The organism is Ramlibacter sp., assembly GCF_013697775.1.
Classification (GTDB): Bacteria; Pseudomonadota; Gammaproteobacteria; order Burkholderiales; family Burkholderiaceae_C; genus Ramlibacter.
In genome coordinates, this window is record NZ_JACCWG010000161.1 from 36,015 (window position 1) to 56,803 (window position 20,789).

Below are 20,789 nucleotides of genomic sequence, written 5' to 3' on the forward strand. Positions count from 1 at the left end.
ATCTGGTTAACGTGCCGCGGCGCGGTCGGAAATCATTTTGGGGGTGATGAACACCAGCATCTCCTGCTTTTTGGAGGAGCGCCCCTTGTTCTTGAACAAATTCCCCAGATAGGGGACATCGCCCAGCAGAGGCACGCGAGCCTCTGATTCGGTCTCGACCAGCTCGAAGATGCCGCCGATGACGACGGTGCCGCCGTTCTCCACCAACACCTGGGTTTTCACCTTCTTGGTGTTGATGGTGATGGCGCCTTCGATGACCTGTCCGATGGCATCCTTGTTGATGTCCAGGTCGAGAATGATGTTGCCTTCCGGCGTGATCTGCGGCGTGACCTCGAGCTTGAGCGTCGCGCGCCGGAAATCGATGGACGTGGCGCCGCTGGAGGTAAACCTTTGGTAAGGGATTTCCGTGCCTTGCTCGATCAATGCCTTGGTCTGATCCGCAGTCACGATGCGCGGGCTGGACACCAGCTTGCCCTTGCCGTCGGCTTCGAGCGCGGACAGCTCAAGATTCAGAAAACGGTTGGCAGCCGCGCTGAACAACGACAGCGCAAAACTTGCCGGTGCAAATCCGCCTTGGCCGACCGCCGGGAGGTTGAACAAGGTTGTGTTCACGGTCGAGAGCTTGTTCTCGGTTTCGGTGTTCTGCATGGACACCGCGTCGTAGGTGCCGCCGATCGAAACCCGGTTGTTGCCGCCCACGGAGTAGCCGGGGTCGCCGCCACGGATGCCGCGCAGGTCGCTGCCGCCCAGGCGCACGCCGAGCGACTTGCCGAACGTATCCGACGCTTCGACGATGCGCGCCTCGATCAGCACCTGGCGCACGGCGATGTCGATCTTGGAGATCAGCTGCTGCACCGCTTCCAGGCGATTGGGCACATCGGTCACGAAGATCTGGTTGGTGCGCGCTTCCGCGATCACGCTGCCGCGCACGCTAAGCAGGCGGGCGCTGCCGGAGCCGGTGAGCTGCACCGCGATGTCCGCGGCCTTCGTGTAGTTCAGCTGGAAGGACTGCGTGCGCAGCGGCTCCAGGCTCTGGATGGCGGCGCGGGATTCGAGCTCCAGCTTTTCCTTGGAGGCGATCTCGTCCTTCGGCGCGATCCACAGCACGTTGCCGGACTTGCGCATGCCCAGGCCCTTGGCCTGCAGGATGATGTCCAGCGCTTGGTCCCATGGAACGTCCTTCAGGCGCAGCGTCACCGCTCCGCTGACGGAGTCGGAGGTGACCACGTTGAAGTTGGTGAAGTCGGCGATCACCTGCAGCAGCGCCCGCACTTCGATGTTCTGGAAGTTGAGCGACAGCTTCTCGCCGGTGTAGCCCGGCCCCTGGCTCACCTTGTTCGGGTCGATCTTCTGCTGCCGCACCTCGATCACGAACTGGTTGTCGCTCTGGTAGGCGCTGTGCTCCCACGCGCCCTTGGGCTCGATCATCACCCGCACCCGGTCACCGCTCTGGAAGGTGGTCACCGTGTTCACCGGCGTGCCGAAATCGGACACGTCCATGCGTCGGCGCAGGCCTTCGGGCAGCGTGGACTTCAGGAATTCCACCACCAGCGCCTGGCCCTGCTGGCGGATGTCGACACCCACCTGGTTGCTGGGCAGATCGACCACCACGCGGCCGGAGCCGTCGGGGCCGCGGCGGAAGTCCAGGTCGCGCAGCGGCTGCGTGTCGCGGTTGCGGCTTTCGGCGAAGACGGGCGCGGGCGCGGCACTGGCGGCCACGGCGCCCGAGGTGTCCAGCAGCACCAGCAGCGACTTGCCTTGCAGCTGGGTCTTGTAGCCGGTGGCGCTCTTGAGGTTCAGTACCAGACGGGTGCGGTCGCCCGACTGCACCACGTTCACCGAACGCACGTTGCCGACGTTGATGTCCACCGCCGAGCGCCCCATGGCGTTGGTCGCGCCGGGGATGTCCAGCGCGATGCGCGCCGGGCTTTGCACGGCGAAGCCGGCGGGCACCGCGGCGAGCGGCTGCGAGAAATCGATGCGCACGATTTCGGAGCCGCCCTGGATCGAGCCGGTGACCGCCTCGATCGCCGGCTGCGCGGCGGCACCCAGGCAGAAGCAGGACGCCAGCAGGAAGCCGAGCACCGCGATCAGCCGGCGCCAGGGGGTTGCGTTGTATTGGTTCATTTCGACCTCTCTTGCAGCTGCAGCGCAGCCGTGCGCTCCGTCCATTCGCCGGCGGCGTCTTGCACCAGCTCGCGCAGCACCAGTTCGCTTTCTGTCACTTTGGTAATGCGTCCATAGTTCTGTCCCAGGTAGTTGCCCGGCCGCACCTGGTAGAGCAGGTTGTCCACCCGCACCAGCGCCACAGGCTGGCCCAGCTTGACCAGGCTGCCCACCATGCTCATGGCATCCAGCGGAAAACCTTCCAGGGGCTCGCGCCGGCGGTTGAGTTCCGGCTGGATCAGCGCGGAACTGGCCGCGCTTTGTGTCGATTCCCGCTTGAGGGCCTGTGCCAGCTTCTGGTTGCTGAACGGGTCGGTCGCGGCTTCCTGCGTGTACGGCTCGGGCGTGTATTTCTTCGGCTCCGGAATGGGCTGGATATTGGGTTTGGTCTGGACGCGCTGCTCGGCCATCCATTTGGCGAGTTCGTCCTGGTCGGAGCTGCCGCAGGCCGACAGGCCGAGCGCGGCCAGCAGGGTCAAGGAGAGGGTGCGGGCCTTCATTTCTTCGTCGCCGGTGCAGCCTTCTGCTGCGCAGCGATCTCGTCCTTGTCGAGGTAGCGGAAGGTCTTGGCCGTGGCGTCAAGGGTCAGCACACCGTCCTTGGCGGGAGAAATCCCCAGGTTGTTCAAGGTCACGATGCGCGACAGAAAGGCGATGTCCGAAGCGAAGGCGCCGACGTCGTGGTATTTGCCGGTGACGCGCAAGGTGATCGGCAGCTCCGCGTAGTACTCCTTGACGTTCACCAGGCCGGGGCGGAACAGCTCGAAATGCAGGCTGCGGCCCAGGCCGGCCTGGTTGATGTCCGACAGCAGTGCGTCCATTTCAGCCTTGCTGGGCAGCTGCTTTTCCAGCTGCGTCACGTACTGCTGCACCTGTTCGCGCTGCTTGCGCAAGGCCTCCAGGTTCACCGCCTGCGCCAGCTTCTTCTTGTAATCTTCACGCAGCGCCAGTTCCTTTTTCTGCTCCGCTTCCAGCTCGTCGGCCGAGGTGTTCAGCCAGGCGAACCACAGGGCCACGACGATGGCGGCCATGAGGGCGAGATACAGCAGCGCGCGCGGCAGCGCGGGCCAGGAGGACGGGTCGTTGCGGTTGAGGCCCTGGAACTGCGCGCGCAGCGATTGCTGCAGTGCGCCTGTATCCAGTTTCGGTGCGGAAAGAGTTGCCATGGCGGTCAGGTCTTGGCCGGAACGGAGGAAGCCGATGCCGCGGCACCGCTCGCTGCGGCGCCCGGTTTCTGGATTTCGCTGGAACGCAGCAGGCGCACGCGAATGTTGAAGTTGGACACGCGGCGCTGGTCGCGTCCGCCCAGGCTGACGCTGCCGGCCACGATTTCGACCAGCTCCGGGCGCGTCAGCCAGGGGCTGTTGTTGCCCAGGTTGCGCAGCAGCTCGGACACCCGCTCGTTGGACTGCGCCACGCCCTGGATGGCGACGGTCTGCGCTTCCTGCTTCAAGGTGGTGACGTAGACGCCGTCGGGCAGCTGCTTGACCAGTTCGTTGAGCAGGTGCACCGGCATGTTGCGGTCGGCCTGCAGGTCTTCCACCGCCTGCTGGCGCGCGCGCAGGGCGGCGATTTCCTGCTGCAGGTTGGCAATGTCCTTGATCTGCGCCTCGAGCCGCTTGATCTCGCTTTGCAGCACGGCGTTGCGGGTCTGCTGGGTGGAGATCTGCGCGGCGAACCAGAGGAACACCATGCCGGCCACGATGCCGCCGGCCAGCGCCGAGGCGCCGAGCGCGGCATAGAAGTTTTCCTTGCGGCGCTTGCGGGCCGCTTCGCGGTGCGGCAGCAGGTTGATCAGGATCACTGCTCGAACCTCCGCATGGCCAGGCCGCACGAGGTGAGATAGGACGGCGCCTCACGCCGCACCTTCTTTTCGCGCACCGGCGAGCCGAACTGCATGCCCTGGAACGGGTCGGCCAGGGAACAGGCGAACGAGGTCTGCGCCGTCACCGCGTTGGTCAGGCCCGGCAGGGCGGCGGAGCCGCCGGCCAGCAGGATGTAGTCGACCCGGTTGTGCGGCGTGCTGGTGAAGAAGAACTGCAGCGCGCGCGCGATTTCCTGCGACATGCTGTCCACGAAGGGCTTGAGAACGCTGGACTCGTAGTCCTCGGGCAGGTCGCCGCTGCGCTTCTTGGTCTCGGCCTCTTCCTGCGAGAAGCCGTATTGCCGCACGACCAGCTGTGTGAGCTGCGCGCCGCCGAACGCCTGGTCGCGGTCGTACAGCACTTCGTCGTTGCGCAGCACTTGCATGCTGGTGTTGGAGGCACCGACTTCGAACAGCGCCACCATCAGGTCCAGCCCCTCGTTGGGCAGCGACTGGATCAGGCGGCTGGCGGCCAGGCGCGAGGCATAGGATTCGACGTCAACGATCACCGGCTTCAGCCCGGCGGCTTCGGCCAGGCCCTGGCGGTCCTGCACCTTCTCGCGGCGGGAGGCGGCGATCAGCACTTCCACGTCGCCGGCGGACGAGGGGCTGGGGCCCACCACGCAGAAGTCGAGGCTGACCTCGTCCAGCGAGAAGGGGATGTACTGGTTGGCCTCGGATTCGACCTGGACTTCGAGCTCCTGCTCGGTCAAGCCCCCTGGCAGAATGATTTTCTTGGTGATGACCGCGGAAGCGGGAAGCGCCATCGCGACGTTCCTGGTGCGGCTGCCGCTTTTCTTCACCACCCGGCGCATGGCCTCGGCGACTTCGTCGAATTTCTCGACATTGCCGTCCGTGATCCAGCCGCGCTCCAATGGCTCGATGGCGCAGCGTTCCAGGATCAGGTTGCCGTCGCTGTCACGGCCGAGCTCGACCAGCTTCAGACTGGACGAGCTGATGTCCAGGCCCAGCAGGGGGGGCTGCTGCTTTCTGAACAATGAACCCAAAGAGATCAAGCCGGCCTCCTGAAGCAGTATTTCTAATGCGTAACAAACTTAAGATTCCACTTCAATGCTAGCAGTAACATCCTTGTCGCCAAAGGATTTTTCCGCCGTGCTCAACTTCCCGTTGCCAAAAACTGACGAGCCAGCCCGCAGTGCTGCCGAGCTGTGAAATCCTTGGCATCCGCTCACTGCAATGTAGAAAAACGGCTTACTCAATCCCATTTAGCCCGCCGTCCGGTTTCTATAATCGGCCGGCCAGGGATGCCCTTGGAGACGTATGTCCTCTGATTCACCTACCCCCGATCCCGGCTCCTCCCGTTCCGCCCGCTCGCCGCTGGTCCGCACCTTGTTGCGGGTCGCGATGTGGATCGGCGGGCTGGCGCTGGCCGGCATCGTGTCCGTGGCGGCCGTCGTGGGCCTCGGGCTCGCCGTTGCCTACCCCAACCTGCCGGACCTGTCCGAGCTGGCCGACTACCGCCCCAAGCTGCCGCTGCGCATCTTCTCGGTCGAAGGCACGCTGATCGGCGAATTCGGCGAGGAGCGCCGCAACCTCACGCCGATCGACCAGATTCCCGCGGTGATGAAGAACGCGGTGCTGGCCATCGAGGACGCGCGGTTCTATTCGCACGGCGGCGTGGACTACAAGGGCCTGCTGCGCGCCGGCATCGCCAACCTGGGGCGCGCCAAGAGCCAGGGCGCCTCCACCATCACCATGCAGGTGGCGCGCAACGTGTACCTGTCGTCGGAAAAAACGTTCACGCGCAAGCTGTACGAGGTGCTGCTCACGTTCAAGCTTGAACACTTGCTGACGAAGAACCAGATCCTCGAGATCTACATGAACCAGATCTTCCTGGGCAACCGCGCCTACGGGTTCGCGGCCGCCTCGGAAGCGTATTTCGGCAAGCCCCTGAAGGACATCAGCATCGCCGAGGCCGCCATGCTGGCCGGCCTGCCCAAGTCACCCTCGGGCAACAACCCCATCACCAACTTTGCGCGCGCACGCCAGCGCCAGCTCTACATCATCGAGCGGATGCAGGACAACGGCTTCATCACCGCCGAACAGGCCGAAGTCGCGAAGAAGGAGGAGCTGAAGATCCGCTCGGGCGCGCCCACGCTGCCGGTGCACGCCGAATACATCGCCGAGACCGTGCGCCAGCTGATGTTCGCGCAGTACGGCGACGACACCTACACGCGCGGCCTGAACGTGTTCACCACCGTCAAGGCCGACGAGCAGGAAGCCGCGTACAAGGCCCTGCGCAAGGGCATCATGGACTACGAGAAGCGGCAGATCTACCGCGGCCCCGAGGAGTTCGTCGACCTGCCCTCCAACCCCAAGGAACTGGACGAGGCGGTCGAGGACGCGCTGTCCGACCATCCGGACAACGGCGACGTGCTGGCCGCCGTGGTGCTGGAAGCCAACCCGAAGAAGATCGTCGCCACGCGCCTCACGGGCGAGCGCATGGAGATCATGGGCGAAGGCCTGCGGGCGGGGCAGTCGGGCCTGTCGGACAAGGCACCGCCCAAGATCAAGATCCGCCGCGGCGCGGTGATCCGCGCGATGAAAACCGCCAAGGGCACCTGGGAGATCACCCAGCTGCCCGAAGTGGAAGGCGCCTTCGTGGCGCTGGACCCGCGCGACGGCGGCGTGCGCGCGCTGGTGGGCGGCTTCGACTTCAACAAGAACAAGTTCAACCACGTCACGCAGGCGTGGCGCCAGCCGGGCTCGGGCTTCAAGCCCTTCATCTATTCGGCCGCACTGGAAAAGGGCTTCACGCCCACCACCATGGTGAACGACGCGCCGCTGTTCTTCGACGCCGGCGTCACCGGCGGCCAGCCCTGGGAGCCGAAGAACTACGACGGCAAATTCGAAGGCCCGATGCCGCTGCACACGGCGCTGGCCAAGTCCAAGAACATGGTGTCGATCCGCGTGCTGCAGGCGGTGGGCGCGCAGAACGCGCAGGAGTGGATCACGCGCTTTGGTTTCGAGGCGGAAAAGCACCCGCCCTACCTGACGATGGCGCTGGGCGCCGGCTCGGTCACGCCGATGCAGATGGCCACCGGCTATGCCGTGTTCGCCAACGGCGGCTACCGCGTCAACCCCTGGCTGATCACCAAGATCGTCGACCAGAAGGGCAAGGTGCTGGTGGAAAGCCAACCGCCGCTGCCCAATGAATCGGTGCGCGCCATCGATGCGCGCAACGCCTTCGTCATGGACCGCCTGCTGGGCGAGATCACGCGCTCGGGCACTGCGGCCAAGGTGTACCAGACCTTCAAGCGCCCCGACCTGTACGGCAAGACCGGCACCACCAACGACTCCATCGACACCTGGTTCAACGGCTTCCACCCGACGGTGGTGGCGGTCGTCTGGATGGGCTACGACCAGCCCAAGTCGCTGGGCGACAAGGAAACCGGCGGCGGCCTGAGCCTGCCGGTTTGGATCGATTACATGCAGACGGCGCTCAAGGGCGTGCCGCAGATGGAGCCCACCGCGCCCGAGGGCGTGGTCAACGTCAACGGCGAGTGGTACTACGAGGAATATGCGCGCGGCGGCGGTGTCGGCAGCGTGGGCATGTCGTCCGGCGGCGGCGGCGCCCCGGTGGATGCGGGCGGCGGCGCGCACGTGGATCCCGGCACGCCGCGCGTCGCCGGTCCCTCGGGCGAACGCACGCCCGGCGTGCCCGGCGTGCCCGGCGACCGCAGCCTGATGAACTCCGACGGCCAGCCGCCCACCCGCCCGCAAAACGAGGAGCGGCGCAGCATCCTGGACCTGTTCAGGAACTGAAATCCAGCACCAGGGCGGCCTGCTCGCCGGCGTAGCGCGACAGGTCTGCGAGGAATTCGCCGCGCGTCTTGGTATCGCGCCATTGCCCCGCGGCGTCCAGCTTGTAATGGAAACCGCCGGCGCGTGCCGCCATCCACACCTCTTCCAGGGGCTTTTGCATGTTGACGATGATCTGGCTGCCGTTCGGAAAACTCAGCGTGACCATGCCGCCCGTGCGCTGGTTGTCGATGTCGGCGTCGGTGCGGTCGTTGATGCGATCGCAGCAGGCCTCGATGTGCGTCAGCAGCGCTTCCGCGCGGTCGAGGTAGTCGAAATCGCTCATTACAATCCGCCGATGTTCAATGTTGTTCCCGAAATTCTAGTCAGCGCGCCGGCGCGGCGGCTTGCCCTTGCGGCTTGCATGGTCGCGATGCTGGCGGCCTGCGGCCAGAAGGGACCGCTGATGCTGCCCACGGGCGCGCAGGCGTCCGGGCGTGCCACGCTGCCCCAGACCCTCAGCCCCGCTGGCGCACCGGCCGCGCCCGCTTCCGCTCCGCCCACGGGCACCGCTTCTCCGGTACGCGTCGAATGAAAGACATCCAACTTCCCGGCGGTCCGCATTTCGCGTACCGCGATGGCGAACTGCACGCCGAACAGGTGGCGCTGTCCGCCCTGGCGCGCGAGCACGGCACGCCGCTGTTCGTCTATTCCAAGGCGGCCATGCTGGCGGCACTGGGCGCCTACCAGCGCGGCTTCGCCGGGCGCAAGGCGAAGATCTTCTACGCCGTGAAGGCGAACTCGTCGCTTGCCGTGCTGCAGGTGTTCGCGCAGGCCGGCTGCGGCTTCGACATCGTGTCGGGCGGCGAACTGGAACGCGCCCTCGCCGCGGGCGGCAAGCCGGCCGACGTGATCTTCTCCGGCGTCGGCAAGACGCGCGCCGAGATGCAGCGCGCCCTGGAACTGGGCATCGGCTGCTTCAACGTCGAGAGCGAGGAAGAGCTCGACGTGTTGAACGAGGTCGCGACGCGCGTGGGCCGCACCGCCACCGTGAGCCTGCGCGTCAACCCCGACGTGGACGCCAAAACCCACCCCTACATCTCCACCGGCCTGAAGGGCAACAAGTTCGGCATTGCCAGCGACCGCACGGTGCAGGCGTACCGCCACGCGGCCGGCCTGCCCGGCTTGAATGTGGCCGGCATCGACTGCCACATCGGCTCGCAGATCACCGAATCGGCGCCGTTCCTGGACGCGCTGGACCGGGTGCTGGACATGGTGGCCGCGGTGGAAGCCGCTGGCATCCGGCTGCAGCACGTCGACTTCGGCGGCGGCCTGGGCATCGGCTATGAAGAGGACAACCAGCCGCCGCAGGCCGACGCGCTGTGGAAGCAGCTGTTCGCGAAGCTGGATGCGCGCGGCTACGGCGACCGCATGGTGATGGCCGAGCCCGGCCGCTCGCTGGTGGGCAACGCGGGCATCTGCCTCACCGAGGTGCTGTACCTGAAGCCCGGCGAGCAAAAGCAGTTCGTCGTGATCGACGCCGCCATGAACGACCTGCCGCGCCCGGCCATGTACCAGGCCTTCCACGCCATCATGCCGGTGCGCGAAGCGCCCAACGGCGCTGGCGGCACCTACGACGTGGTCGGCCCGGTGTGCGAAAGCGGCGACTGGATCGGCCGCGACCGCACGCTGGCCACTCAGCCTGGCGACGTGCTGGCCGTGCTGTCGGCCGGCGCGTACTGCATGAGCATGGCCAGCAACTACAACACCCGCGGCCGCGCCGCCGAGGTGCTGGTGGATGCCGCCAAAGCCACGCTGATCCGCGAGCGCGAAACCATCGACGATCAGCTGCGCAAGGAAAAGCTGCTGCCGGCGGGCTGAGCCGCGGCCAGCTTCCTTTTCTTCTTCAGGAACTGCGCCACGCGCCAGCCGAGCAGCACGGCGAGGATGGCCGCGTAGACCGCGACTTCGGCGAAGTTGTTCTTGCCCGCGCGCATCCAGAAGAAATGCAGCAGCCCCAAGCCGGCGATGGCGTAGACCAGCTTGTGCAGCGCCTGCCAGCGCTTGGCGCCCAGCGCCTTCACCGCGCGGTTGAACGAGGTGGCGGCCAGCGGCGTGAGCAGCAAGAAAGCGGAGAAGCCCACCAGGATGAACGGCCGCTTGGCGATGTCCTTGGCGATCTCCGGGACGTCGAAGCCCATGTCGAACCAGCTGTAGCTGAAAAGGTGGACCACCACGTAGAAGTACACGAACAGGCCCAGCATGCGCCGCAGCCGCGCCAGCGTGGGCAGGCCGCCGACCACCCGCAGCGGCGTCACGGCCAGCGTGATGCACAGGAAGCGCAAGGTCCAGTCGCCAGTGGCGCGGATCAGGTATTCCGCCGGGTTCGCACCCAGGTTGTTGGTGAGGGCGCCGTAGAACAGCCAGGCGAAGGGCAGCAGGGACAGCACGAACACCACCGGCTTGGTCGCCGGGTGCATCAAGGCTTTGGAGAGCGAGGCGGCCATCAGCATCCTTTCGAATCGGTCATGCGTCTATGTCGCGGTGGACCCGCATGTTCTTACCGAATCGGTCGCAGCTGACGCGCAGCCAGGCCGGACTCAGAAGTTCTTCTTGAGGTCCATGCCCGCGTAGAGCTGCGCCACCTGCGCTTCATACCCGTTGAACATGAGCGTCTTGCGCTTCTTGGCAAACAGCCCGTCTTCGCCGATGCGGCGCTCGGTGGCCTGCGACCAGCGCGGGTGGTCGACGTTCGGATTCACGTTGGAATAGAAGCCGTACTCCTGCTGCGCGGCCTTGTTCCACGCGGTGTGCGGCTCCTTGTCGGTGAAGCGGATGCGCACGATGCTCTTGCCGCTCTTGAAGCCGTACTTCCATGGCACCACCAGGCGCACCGGCGCGCCGTTCTGGTTGGGCAGCACCTCGCCGTACATGCCGAAGGTTAGCAGCGCCAGCGGGTTCATGGCTTCGTCGATGCGCAGGCCCTCGGTGTACGGCCAGTCCAGCACGCGCGATCCGACGAAGGGCATGGTCTTGGGATCGGCCTGGCTGATGAATTCCACGTACTTGGCGTTGCCCAGCGGCTCCACGCGCTCGATCAGCTTGGCCAGCGAGTAGCCCACCCACGGGACCACCATCGACCAGCCTTCGACACAGCGCAGGCGGTAGATGCGCTCTTCCTGCGCGCTCAGCTTCAGCAGGTCTTCCAGCTGGTACTTGGCCGGCTTCTTCACCAGGCCGTCGACCTCCACCGTCCACGGCTTGGTGTTCAGCGTGTGCGCATTCTTCGCCGGGTCGGCCTTGTCGGTGCCGAATTCGTAGAAGTTGTTGTAGCTGGTGGCGTCCTTGTACTCGGTGACCTTTTCCATGGTCGCCGCGCCCGCCACGCCGCTTTTCACGGCCTGCAGCGCCGCCAGCTTGCCGGGGCGCTGCACCTGCTGCGCCATCGCCTGGCGCCCGGCCCACGAGGCCAGCGCGGCGCCGGCGGCGCCCGTGGCCATCCACTTCATGATCTGGCGGCGGTCGCGGTACACCGCCTGCGGGGTGATCTCGCTGGAAATCGGGTGATTGAATCCGTCGCGGTCCGTCTTGATCAGCATGGCATCTCCTGTTCCTGGCCGTTGGTCTGGATACGCCGGCCGTTCTTACATGGATTCAACCGCGTTGAGCGGCCGCGCTCAGAGTTCGCCGTAGCTGTGCAGCCCCGACAGGAACATGTTGACGCCCAGGAAGGCGAAGGTGGTGACTACCAGGCCACCCAGCGCCCACCAGGCCGACACCGTGCCGCGCAGGCCCTTCATCAGCCGCATGTGCAGCCAGGCCGCGTAGTTCAGCCAGACGATCAGCGCCCAAGTCTCCTTGGGGTCCCAGCTCCAATAGCCGCCCCAGGCCTCGGCCGCCCACAGCGCGCCCAGCACGGTGGCGATGGTGAAGAAGGCGAAGCCCACGGCGATGGACTTGTACATCACGTCGTCCAGCACTTCCAGGGGCGGCAGGCGCCCGGCGATGTGCCGGCGCGTCAGCAGGATGCCCGCGACGATCAGCGACGCGATGCCGAAGTACACCGCCCAGTAGCCGCTGCCCGATGCCGCCGCCTTGGTGCGGAACACCACCGGCTCGAAGCACAGCACCACGCCAAGCAGCCACAGCGGCGCCAGCTTGTACCAGCGCGTCTCGCCGGCGTGCTGCTTGATCAGGTAGGCAAAGGCCACCATGGCAGCCAGCGCGAAGGTGCCGTAGCCGATGAAGTTGGCCGGCACGTGCAGCTTCATCCACCAGCTCTTGAGGGCCGGCACCAGCGGCTGGATCTCGTGCGCCTCGCGCACCACCGTGTACCAGAGCAGGAAGCCGACCGCGGCGCTGACCACCAGCATGACGAAGGCACCCAGCGCGCGCGTGCGGTACTGGTCCTCGAAGTACAGGTAGAAGGTGGTGGTGAGCCAGCAGAACAGCACGAACACCTCGTACAGGTTGCTCACCGGGATGTGGCCGATGTCGCTGCCCACCAGGTAGCTCTCGTACCAGCGCACCAGGGTGCCGACCAGCGCCATGCCGACGGCGGTCCAGGCCAGGCGCGAGCCGATCGTCTCCATCGCGGCGCTCTGGTTGCGCGAGAACATGCCGATCCAGTAGAAGGCCGTGCTCATGAAGAACAGCATGCTCATCCACAGGATGGCCGATTGGCTCGACAGGAAATACTTCAGCCAGAACACGTTGTCCGCGCGCGCCAGGCTGCCCTGGTAGGAGACGATGCCCAGCAGGGCCGCGCCGGCCACCACCAGCATCAGCACGCGCAGCGGCCGCCAGAACCAGCCCAGCCAGATGGCCGCGGGCACGGCGCCGAGCAGGATGCCCTTCTCGTACACGTCCATGTACTGGCCGTACTGCGCGAAGGCAAAGGCGCCTCCGGCGACCACGGCCAGCGCGAACAGCCAGTCGAACCAGTTGCGCCGGGCGAGGAAGCCCGGCTCCAGCGCGAAGGTGGTGATGGTCCGGTGAGACCCGGAGAGCTCCGGATGGTGGTCGGGGGTCGTCGTGGCGGTGTTCATTCCTGCACTCCCAGCAAAGACTGCTTGAGCCGCGCGAACTCGCGGTCGGTTTCCATGGTCTTGCGGTTGCTCGATAGCGCCATGCGCGCCTGCGTGCCTCCGCCGTCGCGGCTGAGCCAAACCCAGACCCGGCGCTCGCGGATGTACAGCATGGCAAAAATCCCCAGGATCAGCAAGCCGCAGCCCAGGTAGACGATGTAGTGCCCCGGCGCGCGCGCCACCTGGAACACGCTGGCCTGCACCTGCTTGAAGTCCTTCAGCTGGAAGGCCATGGGCGCGGGATACAGCGGCACGTCGCTCAGCGCCAGCACGGCCTGCGTCATGAAGGCCTGGGTTTTCGCATCCGGCTCCAGCGGCTTCAGGCCGGCGCGTTCGCGCGTGATCTGCGCCAGCTCGAACAGCGCGCCGTTGATGATGCGCACCAGCACTTCGCCGGCGCGCTGGCGCTCGGCCTCGGGCACGTTGACTTCCAAAAATTCGGACACCGCCTGCAGCCCGCCGGTGGGCTTGCCGCCGCCGGCTTCGGCGCCGGCGAACAGCGCCATCGCGCGCAGGGTCGATGCCGCCAGCTGCTGGCCCAGCTCGGGCCGCGACGCGTCGGTGGCCTTGCCGGCATAGCGGCGCACCGCCTCTTCGCGCAGCGCGCCGTCGGCCAGGCCCGCGCGCAGGCGCACGAAGCCGTCCAGCGTGCCGTTCTCGTCGGCCGGCACGCGCAGGTAGCGGAAGGCCTCGGCCGGCGTCTCGCGCATGCCCATGAGGAACACCGGCACGCCGTCGCCCAGGTCCATCGGCAGCATGTAGTTGTGGAACTCGCGCGCCTGGCCGGCCGCGTCGCGCAGCTTGTAGCCGATGCTGGGGCCGACGTTGCGCAGCTCCTTCTTGTTCGTGGTCTTGTTGCCGGCGCCCAGCCGCGCGTCGATGGAGGCGCGCAGGTCCACCTTGCGCGGATCGGTGCCACCCGCGCCGTTGCCCGACAGGTTTTCCACGTTGATGACGCGCAGGCTGGTGTACTCCAGCGCCATCTTGTCGGCGGCGTTGCCCTGCCCGCGCGTGAGCTGCGACACGCCGCCCACCACGCCTTCGATGTCGAACGGCTTGGACACGCCGTCCATCGGCACCGAGCGCAGCTGCACGGTGGAGCCGCCGTCGTCGAAGCTCGATTGGTAGATCTCCACGCCACGGTGCGACACCGGGTGGTTCACCTCGACGCGCGCGGTCGTCTTCGCGCCGGTGTCCAGGTCGTGCAGCACGATCTCGCTGGCGAACAGCTTGGGCATGCCGGTGGAGTAGTGCTCCACCACGAACTTCTTCAGCTCGATGGCGAACGGCAGGTCCTGCAGCACGATGCCGTTGGACTGGTTCAGCACCGCGGTGGACGACTGCGTGCCTTCGGCCACCAGCAGGTTGCCGCGGAATGCCGGGTTATTGGCCGGCAGGCGGTGCCGCGCCGGCACCTCGGACACCATGCCGCCGCCGTTGTAGGGCGTCTTGCCGCCCCACCACATGATGCCGCGCACGATCATGTCGCCATCGAGCAGGCCGCCCAGGCAGATCAGCACGATGGCGCTATGCGCCGACAGATAGCCGATCTTGTTGGCCGCGCCCTTGCGCGCCGCCACCATCCAGCCCGCGCCCTGCCCCGCTGGCACGCCTTCGCGCTGCTGCAGCTTCACCTTCCAGCCAGCCCTGGCCAGGCCCGCGCCGATGCGCCGTGCCGCCGCCTCGGGCAGCTCGTTGAGCGGCGCTTCGGCCTTGTGGGGGAAGGACCGCAGGCTCTGCTCGCGGATGTTCTCCTTGGCGGTCTTCAGGTCGGCCAGTATCTTGGGCGTGTTGCGGGCGATGCACAGCGAGGTGCTCACCACCAGGAAGGCCAGGATCAGCAGGAACCACCAGGCGCTGTAGACGGTGTTCAGCCGCGCCGACAGGAACAGCTGCGCCCAGAACGGGCCGAACTGGTTGACGTAGTTGCCCAGCGGCTCCTGCTGCTTGAGCACCGTGCCGATGATGGAGGCGATGCAGATCAGCGTGAGCAGCGCGATCGCGAAGCGCATGGACGACAGCAGCTCCAGGGCCGAGCGCAGGGCCTGCGGGCCGCGGCGGATCGTCATGCCCTGGGTGGTGGCGTTCATGCGGTGTTGGGAGAGGAAAAAAGAAGGCGGGCCCCCGTGCGAGGTGCCCGCCCTTTTTGGATGTGGTTGTCGGCGGTTAGTTCAGCGGCGCGTCCGGCGATTCAGCGCAGGCCGGCGACGTAGTCGGACACGGCGCGGATTTCGCGGTCGTTCATCTTGGCGGCGATCTGCGTCATCTGCAGGCTGTTCTTGCGCGCGCCGTCGCGGAATGCGGCCAGCTGGGCGGCGGTGTAGTCGGCATGCTGGCCGGACAGGCGCGGGTACTGGGCCGGAACGCCCGAGCCGGTGGGGCTGTGGCAGCCGGCGCAGGCGGCGATCTGCCGGTCGGCGATGCCGCCGCGGTAGATGCGCTCGCCCAGCGCCACCAGTTCCTTGTCCTTGGCGAAGCCGGCCTTGGCCTTCTTGGCGCCGACGAAGCCGGCGATGTTCTTCATGTCGGCATCGCTCAGCTGCGACGCGAAGCCCTGCATGATGGGGCTGGGGCGCTTGCCGCTCTTGAATTCCTGCAGCTGCTTGACGATGTAGTCGGGGTGCTGCTGCGCCAGCTTGGGGTTGGCCGGCGTGCCGGAGTTGCCGTCGGCGCCGTGGCAGGCCGCGCAGACGGCGGTGTACTTCGCTTCTCCCGCGGCGGCATCGGCCCTCGGGGACACCGGCACGGCCGGTGCCGCGGGAGCCTGGGCCTGGGTCGGCGTTGCCGCGGGCGCGCCGGTGGCGGCAGGCTGCTGGGCCAGGGCCGGGAGTGCGGCAGCGACGAGCGCGGCGAACAGCAGGGAAGCGAGCGACTTCATAAGCGAGCGTATCTTCGGTTTGTGGGGCGCAAAACCCTGGGATTCTACAATGCCGCTTCCGGCCGCCACGGCCACCGCCCAGCTCACATGACCACTCCCACGGGCGCCCGCGCCACCACCCCCTCGCCCGAGGCGCGCGCCCTGGCCTGGCTGCACACCGCGCATTTCCTCACCACCGCTCCCCGGCTGGAGCACCTGCCCGACCATGCCTACCCGGAGATCGCCTTCGTGGGCCGCTCCAATGCCGGCAAGTCCACCTGCATCAACACGCTGACCCAGCAAAAGCGCCTGGCCTTCGCCTCCAAGACGCCGGGCCGCACCCAGGCCATCAACCTGTTCACGCTGGGCAAGCAGAACATCACCGACGCGATACTGGCCGACCTGCCCGGCTACGGCTACGCCGCCGTGCCCAAGGCCGACAAGATCCGCTGGCAGGAGGTCATGGCCAACTACCTGATGAGCCGGGGCAACCTGCGCGGCGTGGTGATGCTGTGCGACCCGCGCCATGGCCTGACCGAGCTGGACGACATCCTGCTGGAGGTGATCCGCCCGCGCGTCGAAGCCGGAATGCACTTCCTGGTGCTACTGACCAAGGCCGACAAGCTCAACAAGAGCGAAGGGCAGAAAGCGCTGTCCATCGCGCGACTGCAAACCGCCGGCGGCGAGGTGAAACTGTTCTCCGCCCTGAAGCGCCAGGGCGTCGAGGAGACTGCCCTCGCCCTGTGGCAGTGGACGCACAAGGAAGAGCCCGCCGATGGTGCAGCCGCCGATTGAAACCTACCAGCAAGCCCTGCCGCACGGCATCACGCTGAGCTGCCGCGCCGCGGGCGTTCGCGGCCGGCCGGTGCTGGTGTTCCTGCACGGCTTTCCCGAGGCGGCCTTCGTCTGGGACGAACTGCTCCAACATTTCGCGCAGCCGGCGCAGGGCGGCTGGCGCTGCGTGGCGCCCAACCTGCGCGGCTACGAGCAGTCCAGCCAGCCGAAGGACGTGGAGGCCTACCGGCCCAAGCACCTGGTGCAGGACCTGGCCGCGCTGATCGCCATCGAAGCCGGCGGCGCCCCGCTCGGCTGCCTGGTGGCGCACGACTGGGGCGGCGCCGTGGCCTGGAGCCTGGCCAACCGCATGCCGCAGCTGCTGGACAAGCTGGCCATCGTCAACTCGCCGCACCCGGGCACCTTCCTGCGCGAGCTGAAGACCAGCGCCAAGCAGCGGAAGGCCAGTGCCTACATGAATTTCCTGGTCCGCCCCGACGCGGAAGCCCTGCTGCGCGAAGACGGCTACCGCCGCCTATTCGGCTTTTTCACCCAGTGGGGCGGCGCGCCCTGGCTGACCGAGGAACTCAAGCAGCGCTACCGCGCCGTCTGGGACGCCAGCCTCACAGGCGGGCTGAACTGGTACCGCGCCTCGCCGCTGCGCCCGGCGACACCGGAAGATCGCGCCGCGTCCGCGGTGGAGCTGCCGCGCGAAATGCTGACGGTGGACGTGCCGACCCTGGTGCTGTGGGCGATGGAAGACGCCGCCCTGCCGCCCGAGCTGGTCGACGGCCTGGACGGCTACGTCCCGCGGCTCACGCTGGAGAAGATTCCCGGTGCCTCGCACTGGGTGGTCCATGAGCGGCCCCAGTTCATCGCCGAACGGCTCGCGGCCTTCCTGGCCCAATAGCGCAGTAGCGCGATCGGGCGGCTTCAGTACACCGGCGGCTCGCCGGGCGGGCGCGTCTTGAAGCGCTTGTGCACCCAGTAGTACTGGTCCGGCATGGCGTCGATGTAGCCTTGCAGGCGCTCGTTCATGCGCGCCGTGTCGGCCTGCAGGTCGCCGCTGGGAAACGCGGGCCAGGCCGCGTGCACGCGCACCTCGTAGCCGCCGGGGGTCATGCGCGTGACCACCGGCACCACCTTCGCGCGCCCCAGCCGCGCGAAGCGCGAGAGCGAGGGAACCGTGGCCGCCTGCACGCCGTAGAACGGCACGAAGATCGATTCCTCGGGCCCGAAATTCATGTCGGGCAGCAAGTACATCAGCTCGCCCTGGCGCAGCGCCGACACCAGCTCGCGCACACCGTCGCTGCGGCGCAGCGGCCGCGCGTTGCCGAAGCGGTGCCGCCCGCGCAGGATCCAGGCGTCCAGCACCTTGTTGCTCTGGTGCGTGTAGATGCCGACCATGCGGCGCGGCAGCTGCTGCGAGAGACCCGTGACGCCGGCATCCATGCCGACGAAGTGCGGCGCGAAGAGGATGGTGGGCTCGGTGCCGGCCAATTCGCGCACCTCGCCCGTCACCACCAGCCGGCGGCGCGTCACCTCGGGGCTGGCATGCCACAGCCAGGCGCGGTCCAGCCAGGCCTGTGCGAAGCGCATAAACACCTGGCGTTCCACCGTGCGCCGGCGCGCCTCGCTCCACTCGGGAAAGCACAGGCGCAGGTTGGTCCGCACCACCTTGCGCCGCGGCTGCACGAGCACGTACAGCAGCAGGCCGAGCGCCGTGCCCATGGCGCGCACCCACGCAAGCGGCAGCGGCGCGATCAGCCGCATGAAGCCGATTCCCAGATAACTGATCAAGGCGCTCTCTCCGCCCGTGGCGTCTTGTAGCGCGCATAGCCCCACAGGTACTGCTGCGGGCATTCGCGTACCAGGCGCTCCATGCGCAGGTTGACCTGCGCGGCGGCGGCTTGTGGGTCGGCGGGCAGCTCGCCTTCCCAGGAGCGCAGGTGGATGCGATACCCGCGGCCGAACGGCAGGCGTTCGCCCCAGGCCAGCAGCAGCGCAGCGCCGGTCTGCTGCACCAGCCGCGCCGGCAGGGTCATGGTGAAGGCCTCGCGGCCGAAGAACGGCGCCCACGTGCCCAGGCCCTGCGGCGGCACCTGGTCGGGCAGCAGGCCGACCGCGCCGCCGGCGCGCAGGGTGCGCAGCATCTGGCGCACGCCGGCCAGCGTGGTCGGCGCCGTCTCCAGCCGCGTGCGCGCGCGCGCCGTATCCACCAGTTCGCGCAGCCAGGGCTTGCGCGCCGGCCGGTATAAAACGGTGATGGTGCCGAAGCGCGCGGCATAGCCTTGCGCCGTGACCTCGAAGCAGCCCAGGTGCGGCGTCAGGAAGACGATGCCGCGGCCGGCGGCGCGGGCCGCCTCGATCAGCTCGGCACCGTCCCATTCCATGCGCACCGGCGCGCCGAACCACAGGCGCGGCACTTCCGCGATCAGGCGGCCGCCGGCGGCCACCGCGGCATGCACATTGGCGAAGCCGTAGCCCGCCTGCGCGGCGTTGGCGACGAAGCGCCGGCGGTAGGTCGGCGACAGGCAAAACGCCAGCCAGCCGAGGCCGCTTCCGATGGTGTGTAACACCCACAGCGGCAACAGAGCCATCACTTTAAACAGGCTTTTCACTGTGGTTAGAATGATCCGGTCGCCGAGTTATGAACTACTTGCAGGGCGACTTAAAGATACTGCTAAAGCGTTCGCCCCAGGCTCCGGCGGAAAGGCAACGCGCCTTTCCTTCAAATCAGCGGAGTGTATTCAAATGGCGAACGATTTCCTTTTCACGTCCGAATCGGTTTCGGAAGGACACCCCGACAAGGTGGCCGACCAGATCTCCGATGCCATCCTGGACGCCATCTTCAAGCAGGACCCGCGCAGCCGGGTCGCGGCCGAAACCCTGACCAACACGGGCCTGGTCGTTCTGGCCGGCGAGATCACCACCAACGCGCACGTCGACTACATCCAGGTGGCGCGCGACACCATCAAGCGCATCGGCTACGACAACACCGAATACGGCATCGACTACAAGGGCTGCGCGGTGCTGGTGGCCTACGACAAGCAGTCCAACGACATCGCCCAGGGCGTGGACCACGCGAGCGACGACCACCTGAACACCGGCGCCGGCGACCAGGGCCTGATGTTCGGCTTTGCCTGCGACGAGACGCCCGAACTCATGCCCGCGCCGATCCACTACGCCCACCGGCTGGTGGAGCGCCAGGCGCAGCTGCGCAAGGACGGCCGCCTGCCGTTCCTGCGCCCGGACGCCAAGAGCCAGGTGACCATGCGCTACGTGGACGGCAAGCCGCACAGCATCGATACCGTGGTGCTGTCCTCGCAGCACGCGCCCGAGATGAGCGACGGCAAGAAGATGAAGCCCGAGTTCATCGAGGCGGTGATCGAGGAGATCATCAAGCCGGTGCTGCCCGCGGCCTGGCTGCAGAACACCAAGTACCTGATCAACCCGACCGGCCGCTTCGTGGTCGGCGGCCCGCAGGGCGACTGCGGCCTGACCGGGCGCAAGATCATCGTGGACACCTACGGCGGCGCCTGCCCGCACGGCGGCGGCGCGTTCTCTGGCAAGGACCCGTCCAAGGTCGACCGCTCGGCCGCCTACGCGGCTCGCTACGTGGCCAAGAACATCGTGGCCGCCGGCATCGCGCGCCAGTGCCAGATCCAGGTGGCCTACGCCATCGGCGTGGCACGCCCGATGAACGTGACGGTGTACACCGAAGGCACCGGCGTGATCCCCGACGACCAGATCGCCTCGCTGGTGAACGACCATTTCGACCTGCGTCCCAAGGGCATCATCCAGATGCTGGACCTGATGCGCCCGATCTACGAGAAGACCGCCGCCTACGGCCACTTCGGCCGCGAAGAGCCGGAGTTCGCCTGGGAGCGCACGGACAAGGCTGCCATGCTGCGCGCGGCAGCCGGCCTGAAGTAGGCAAGTCCGTCTTCAGCCCTGCGCGCGCAGCAGGGCCGAGGGCGTGAGGCCCAACACGCGCTTCATGCAGCGCGCCATGTGGCTCTGGTGGGCGAACCCAGCCTCCAGCGCGACCTGGCTGGCCGGCAGGTCGCGCCGCAGCAGCAGCGCGCGGGCACGCTGCACCCGCTGCCGGATCACATACTCGTAGGCCGGCACGCCCACCGAGCGCTTGAACAGCGTCTTGAAGTGCGAGGGGCTCAGCCCCGCCACGCCGGCCAGCAGCTCCAGCGACAGGTTCTCCGCCAGGTGCGCGTCCACGTGCTCGCGCACGCGCCGCAGCTGGCGCGGCGACAGGCCCGCGG

General features: G+C 67.2%; 20 protein-coding genes. 6 read left to right on the plus strand and 14 right to left on the minus strand.

From position 1 onward, the window contains the following. Nucleotides 1-6 precede the first annotated feature (6 nt). The 5 genes from H0U68_RS08090 to H0U68_RS08110 are packed head-to-tail and all read right to left on the minus strand — an operon-like array spanning nucleotide 7 to nucleotide 5,045. Complete coding sequence (locus H0U68_RS08090) at nucleotides 7-2,127, minus strand: type IV pilus secretin PilQ (RefSeq protein WP_296354410.1); 2,121 nt, start codon at nucleotides 2,125-2,127, stop codon at nucleotides 7-9. Next, entirely contained in the window at nucleotides 2,124-2,666 is a 543-nt protein-coding gene (locus tag H0U68_RS08095; RefSeq protein ID WP_296354412.1) for a pilus assembly protein PilP, read from the minus strand. Before H0U68_RS08095 ends, H0U68_RS08090 begins: the two co-directional genes overlap by 4 nt. Then, entirely contained in the window at nucleotides 2,663-3,331 is a 669-nt protein-coding gene (locus H0U68_RS08100; RefSeq protein WP_296354427.1) for a type 4a pilus biogenesis protein PilO, read from the minus strand. The genes H0U68_RS08095 and H0U68_RS08100 overlap by 4 nt, the downstream gene beginning before the upstream one ends. 5 nt (nucleotides 3,332-3,336) lie before the next feature. After that, entirely contained in the window at nucleotides 3,337-3,969 is a 633-nt protein-coding gene (locus H0U68_RS08105) for a PilN domain-containing protein (protein ID WP_296354429.1), read from the minus strand. Beyond that, nucleotides 3,966-5,045 (minus strand): pilus assembly protein PilM, encoded by a 1,080-nt coding sequence (locus H0U68_RS08110; protein ID WP_296354431.1) that lies wholly within the window; start codon nucleotides 5,043-5,045, stop codon nucleotides 3,966-3,968. Before H0U68_RS08110 ends, H0U68_RS08105 begins: the two co-directional genes overlap by 4 nt. A gap of 265 nt (nucleotides 5,046-5,310) precedes the next feature. Between H0U68_RS08110 and H0U68_RS08115 the strand changes: the two genes are divergently transcribed. Then, a complete protein-coding gene (locus tag H0U68_RS08115) occupies nucleotides 5,311-7,815 on the plus strand; it encodes a penicillin-binding protein 1A (RefSeq protein WP_296354433.1) in 2,505 nt (834 codons plus the stop codon). Here the strand turns inward: H0U68_RS08115 and cyaY are convergent. Next, a complete protein-coding gene (cyaY, locus tag H0U68_RS08120; RefSeq protein WP_296354435.1) occupies nucleotides 7,805-8,137 on the minus strand; it encodes an iron donor protein CyaY in 333 nt (110 codons plus the stop codon). The genes H0U68_RS08115 and cyaY overlap by 11 nt on opposite strands. Before the next feature lie 12 nt (nucleotides 8,138-8,149). On the opposite strand from cyaY, the gene H0U68_RS08125 reads away from it, so the two are divergent. Both H0U68_RS08125 and lysA read left to right on the plus strand, forming a co-directional pair. Next, entirely contained in the window at nucleotides 8,150-8,386 is a 237-nt protein-coding gene (locus H0U68_RS08125) for a lipoprotein (RefSeq protein ID WP_296354437.1), read from the plus strand. Beyond that, nucleotides 8,383-9,672 carry a diaminopimelate decarboxylase gene (lysA, locus tag H0U68_RS08130; RefSeq protein ID WP_296354439.1) on the plus strand — a complete coding sequence of 430 codons (1,290 nt, stop codon included), beginning with the start codon at nucleotides 8,383-8,385 and terminating at the stop codon, nucleotides 9,670-9,672. The genes H0U68_RS08125 and lysA overlap by 4 nt, the downstream gene beginning before the upstream one ends. On the opposite strand, the gene H0U68_RS08135 is transcribed toward lysA, so the two are convergent. The 5 genes from H0U68_RS08135 to H0U68_RS08155 all read right to left on the minus strand — a co-directional run bounded on the left by H0U68_RS08135 (nucleotide 9,636) and on the right by H0U68_RS08155 (nucleotide 15,756). Next, nucleotides 9,636-10,298 carry a protein-methionine-sulfoxide reductase heme-binding subunit MsrQ gene (locus H0U68_RS08135; protein ID WP_296354441.1) on the minus strand — a complete coding sequence of 221 codons (663 nt, stop codon included), beginning with the start codon at nucleotides 10,296-10,298 and terminating at the stop codon, nucleotides 9,636-9,638. The genes lysA and H0U68_RS08135 overlap by 37 nt on opposite strands. A 93-nt stretch (nucleotides 10,299-10,391) precedes the next feature. Further along, entirely contained in the window at nucleotides 10,392-11,390 is a 999-nt protein-coding gene (msrP, locus tag H0U68_RS08140) for a protein-methionine-sulfoxide reductase catalytic subunit MsrP (protein WP_296354443.1), read from the minus strand. A 78-nt stretch (nucleotides 11,391-11,468) separates the two neighbouring features. Next, nucleotides 11,469-12,839 (minus strand): c-type cytochrome biogenesis protein CcsB, encoded by a 1,371-nt coding sequence (gene ccsB, locus H0U68_RS08145; RefSeq protein WP_296354445.1) that lies wholly within the window; start codon nucleotides 12,837-12,839, stop codon nucleotides 11,469-11,471. After that, nucleotides 12,836-14,968 (minus strand): cytochrome c biogenesis protein ResB, encoded by a 2,133-nt coding sequence (locus tag H0U68_RS08150; RefSeq protein WP_296354447.1) that lies wholly within the window; start codon nucleotides 14,966-14,968, stop codon nucleotides 12,836-12,838. The genes ccsB and H0U68_RS08150 overlap by 4 nt, the downstream gene beginning before the upstream one ends. A gap of 101 nt (nucleotides 14,969-15,069) precedes the next feature. Then, nucleotides 15,070-15,756 (minus strand): c-type cytochrome, encoded by a 687-nt coding sequence (locus H0U68_RS08155; protein ID WP_296354449.1) that lies wholly within the window; start codon nucleotides 15,754-15,756, stop codon nucleotides 15,070-15,072. Between the two features lie 87 nt (nucleotides 15,757-15,843). Between H0U68_RS08155 and yihA the strand changes: the two genes are divergently transcribed. Both yihA and H0U68_RS08165 read left to right on the plus strand, forming a co-directional pair. Next, nucleotides 15,844-16,530 (plus strand): ribosome biogenesis GTP-binding protein YihA/YsxC, encoded by a 687-nt coding sequence (gene yihA, locus H0U68_RS08160; protein WP_296354451.1) that lies wholly within the window; start codon nucleotides 15,844-15,846, stop codon nucleotides 16,528-16,530. Next, entirely contained in the window at nucleotides 16,511-17,419 is a 909-nt protein-coding gene (locus tag H0U68_RS08165; RefSeq protein ID WP_296354453.1) for an alpha/beta fold hydrolase, read from the plus strand. The genes yihA and H0U68_RS08165 overlap by 20 nt, the downstream gene beginning before the upstream one ends. A gap of 23 nt (nucleotides 17,420-17,442) precedes the next feature. On the opposite strand, the gene H0U68_RS08170 is transcribed toward H0U68_RS08165, so the two are convergent. Beyond that, a complete protein-coding gene (locus H0U68_RS08170) occupies nucleotides 17,443-18,309 on the minus strand; it encodes a lipid A biosynthesis acyltransferase (RefSeq protein WP_296354455.1) in 867 nt (288 codons plus the stop codon). Then, the gene (locus tag H0U68_RS08175) at nucleotides 18,306-19,130 is read right to left on the minus strand and encodes a lysophospholipid acyltransferase family protein (protein ID WP_296354457.1); all 825 of its coding nucleotides are present in this window, start codon (nucleotides 19,128-19,130) and stop codon (nucleotides 18,306-18,308) included. Before H0U68_RS08175 ends, H0U68_RS08170 begins: the two co-directional genes overlap by 4 nt. A gap of 133 nt (nucleotides 19,131-19,263) precedes the next feature. Between H0U68_RS08175 and metK the strand changes: the two genes are divergently transcribed. After that, nucleotides 19,264-20,445 (plus strand): methionine adenosyltransferase, encoded by a 1,182-nt coding sequence (gene metK, locus H0U68_RS08180; protein WP_296354459.1) that lies wholly within the window; start codon nucleotides 19,264-19,266, stop codon nucleotides 20,443-20,445. Between the two features lie 12 nt (nucleotides 20,446-20,457). Here the strand turns inward: metK and H0U68_RS08185 are convergent. Next, a partial coding sequence (locus tag H0U68_RS08185) for an AraC family transcriptional regulator (RefSeq protein ID WP_296354461.1) occupies nucleotides 20,458-20,789 on the minus strand: 332 nt, incomplete at its 5' end.

Coding starts and splice junctions, on each gene's coding strand:
- cyaY (WP_296354435.1), bottom strand. CDS start 8,137: ATGAGCGATTTCGACTACCTCGACCGCGCGGAAGCGCTGCTGACGCAC.
- metK (WP_296354459.1), top strand. CDS start 19,264: ATGGCGAACGATTTCCTTTTCACGTCCGAATCGGTTTCGGAAGGACAC.
- H0U68_RS08100 (WP_296354427.1), bottom strand. CDS start 3,331: ATGGCAACTCTTTCCGCACCGAAACTGGATACAGGCGCACTGCAGCAA.
- msrP (WP_296354443.1), bottom strand. CDS start 11,390: ATGCTGATCAAGACGGACCGCGACGGATTCAATCACCCGATTTCCAGC.
- H0U68_RS08115 (WP_296354433.1), top strand. CDS start 5,311: ATGTCCTCTGATTCACCTACCCCCGATCCCGGCTCCTCCCGTTCCGCC.
- H0U68_RS08150 (WP_296354447.1), bottom strand. CDS start 14,968: ATGAACGCCACCACCCAGGGCATGACGATCCGCCGCGGCCCGCAGGCC.
- H0U68_RS08125 (WP_296354437.1), top strand. CDS start 8,150: ATGTTCAATGTTGTTCCCGAAATTCTAGTCAGCGCGCCGGCGCGGCGG.
- H0U68_RS08095 (WP_296354412.1), bottom strand. CDS start 2,666: ATGAAGGCCCGCACCCTCTCCTTGACCCTGCTGGCCGCGCTCGGCCTG.
- lysA (WP_296354439.1), top strand. CDS start 8,383: ATGAAAGACATCCAACTTCCCGGCGGTCCGCATTTCGCGTACCGCGAT.
- H0U68_RS08135 (WP_296354441.1), bottom strand. CDS start 10,298: ATGGCCGCCTCGCTCTCCAAAGCCTTGATGCACCCGGCGACCAAGCCG.
- H0U68_RS08090 (WP_296354410.1), bottom strand. CDS start 2,127: ATGAACCAATACAACGCAACCCCCTGGCGCCGGCTGATCGCGGTGCTC.
- H0U68_RS08165 (WP_296354453.1), top strand. CDS start 16,511: ATGGTGCAGCCGCCGATTGAAACCTACCAGCAAGCCCTGCCGCACGGC.
- H0U68_RS08155 (WP_296354449.1), bottom strand. CDS start 15,756: ATGAAGTCGCTCGCTTCCCTGCTGTTCGCCGCGCTCGTCGCTGCCGCA.
- yihA (WP_296354451.1), top strand. CDS start 15,844: ATGACCACTCCCACGGGCGCCCGCGCCACCACCCCCTCGCCCGAGGCG.
- ccsB (WP_296354445.1), bottom strand. CDS start 12,839: ATGAACACCGCCACGACGACCCCCGACCACCATCCGGAGCTCTCCGGG.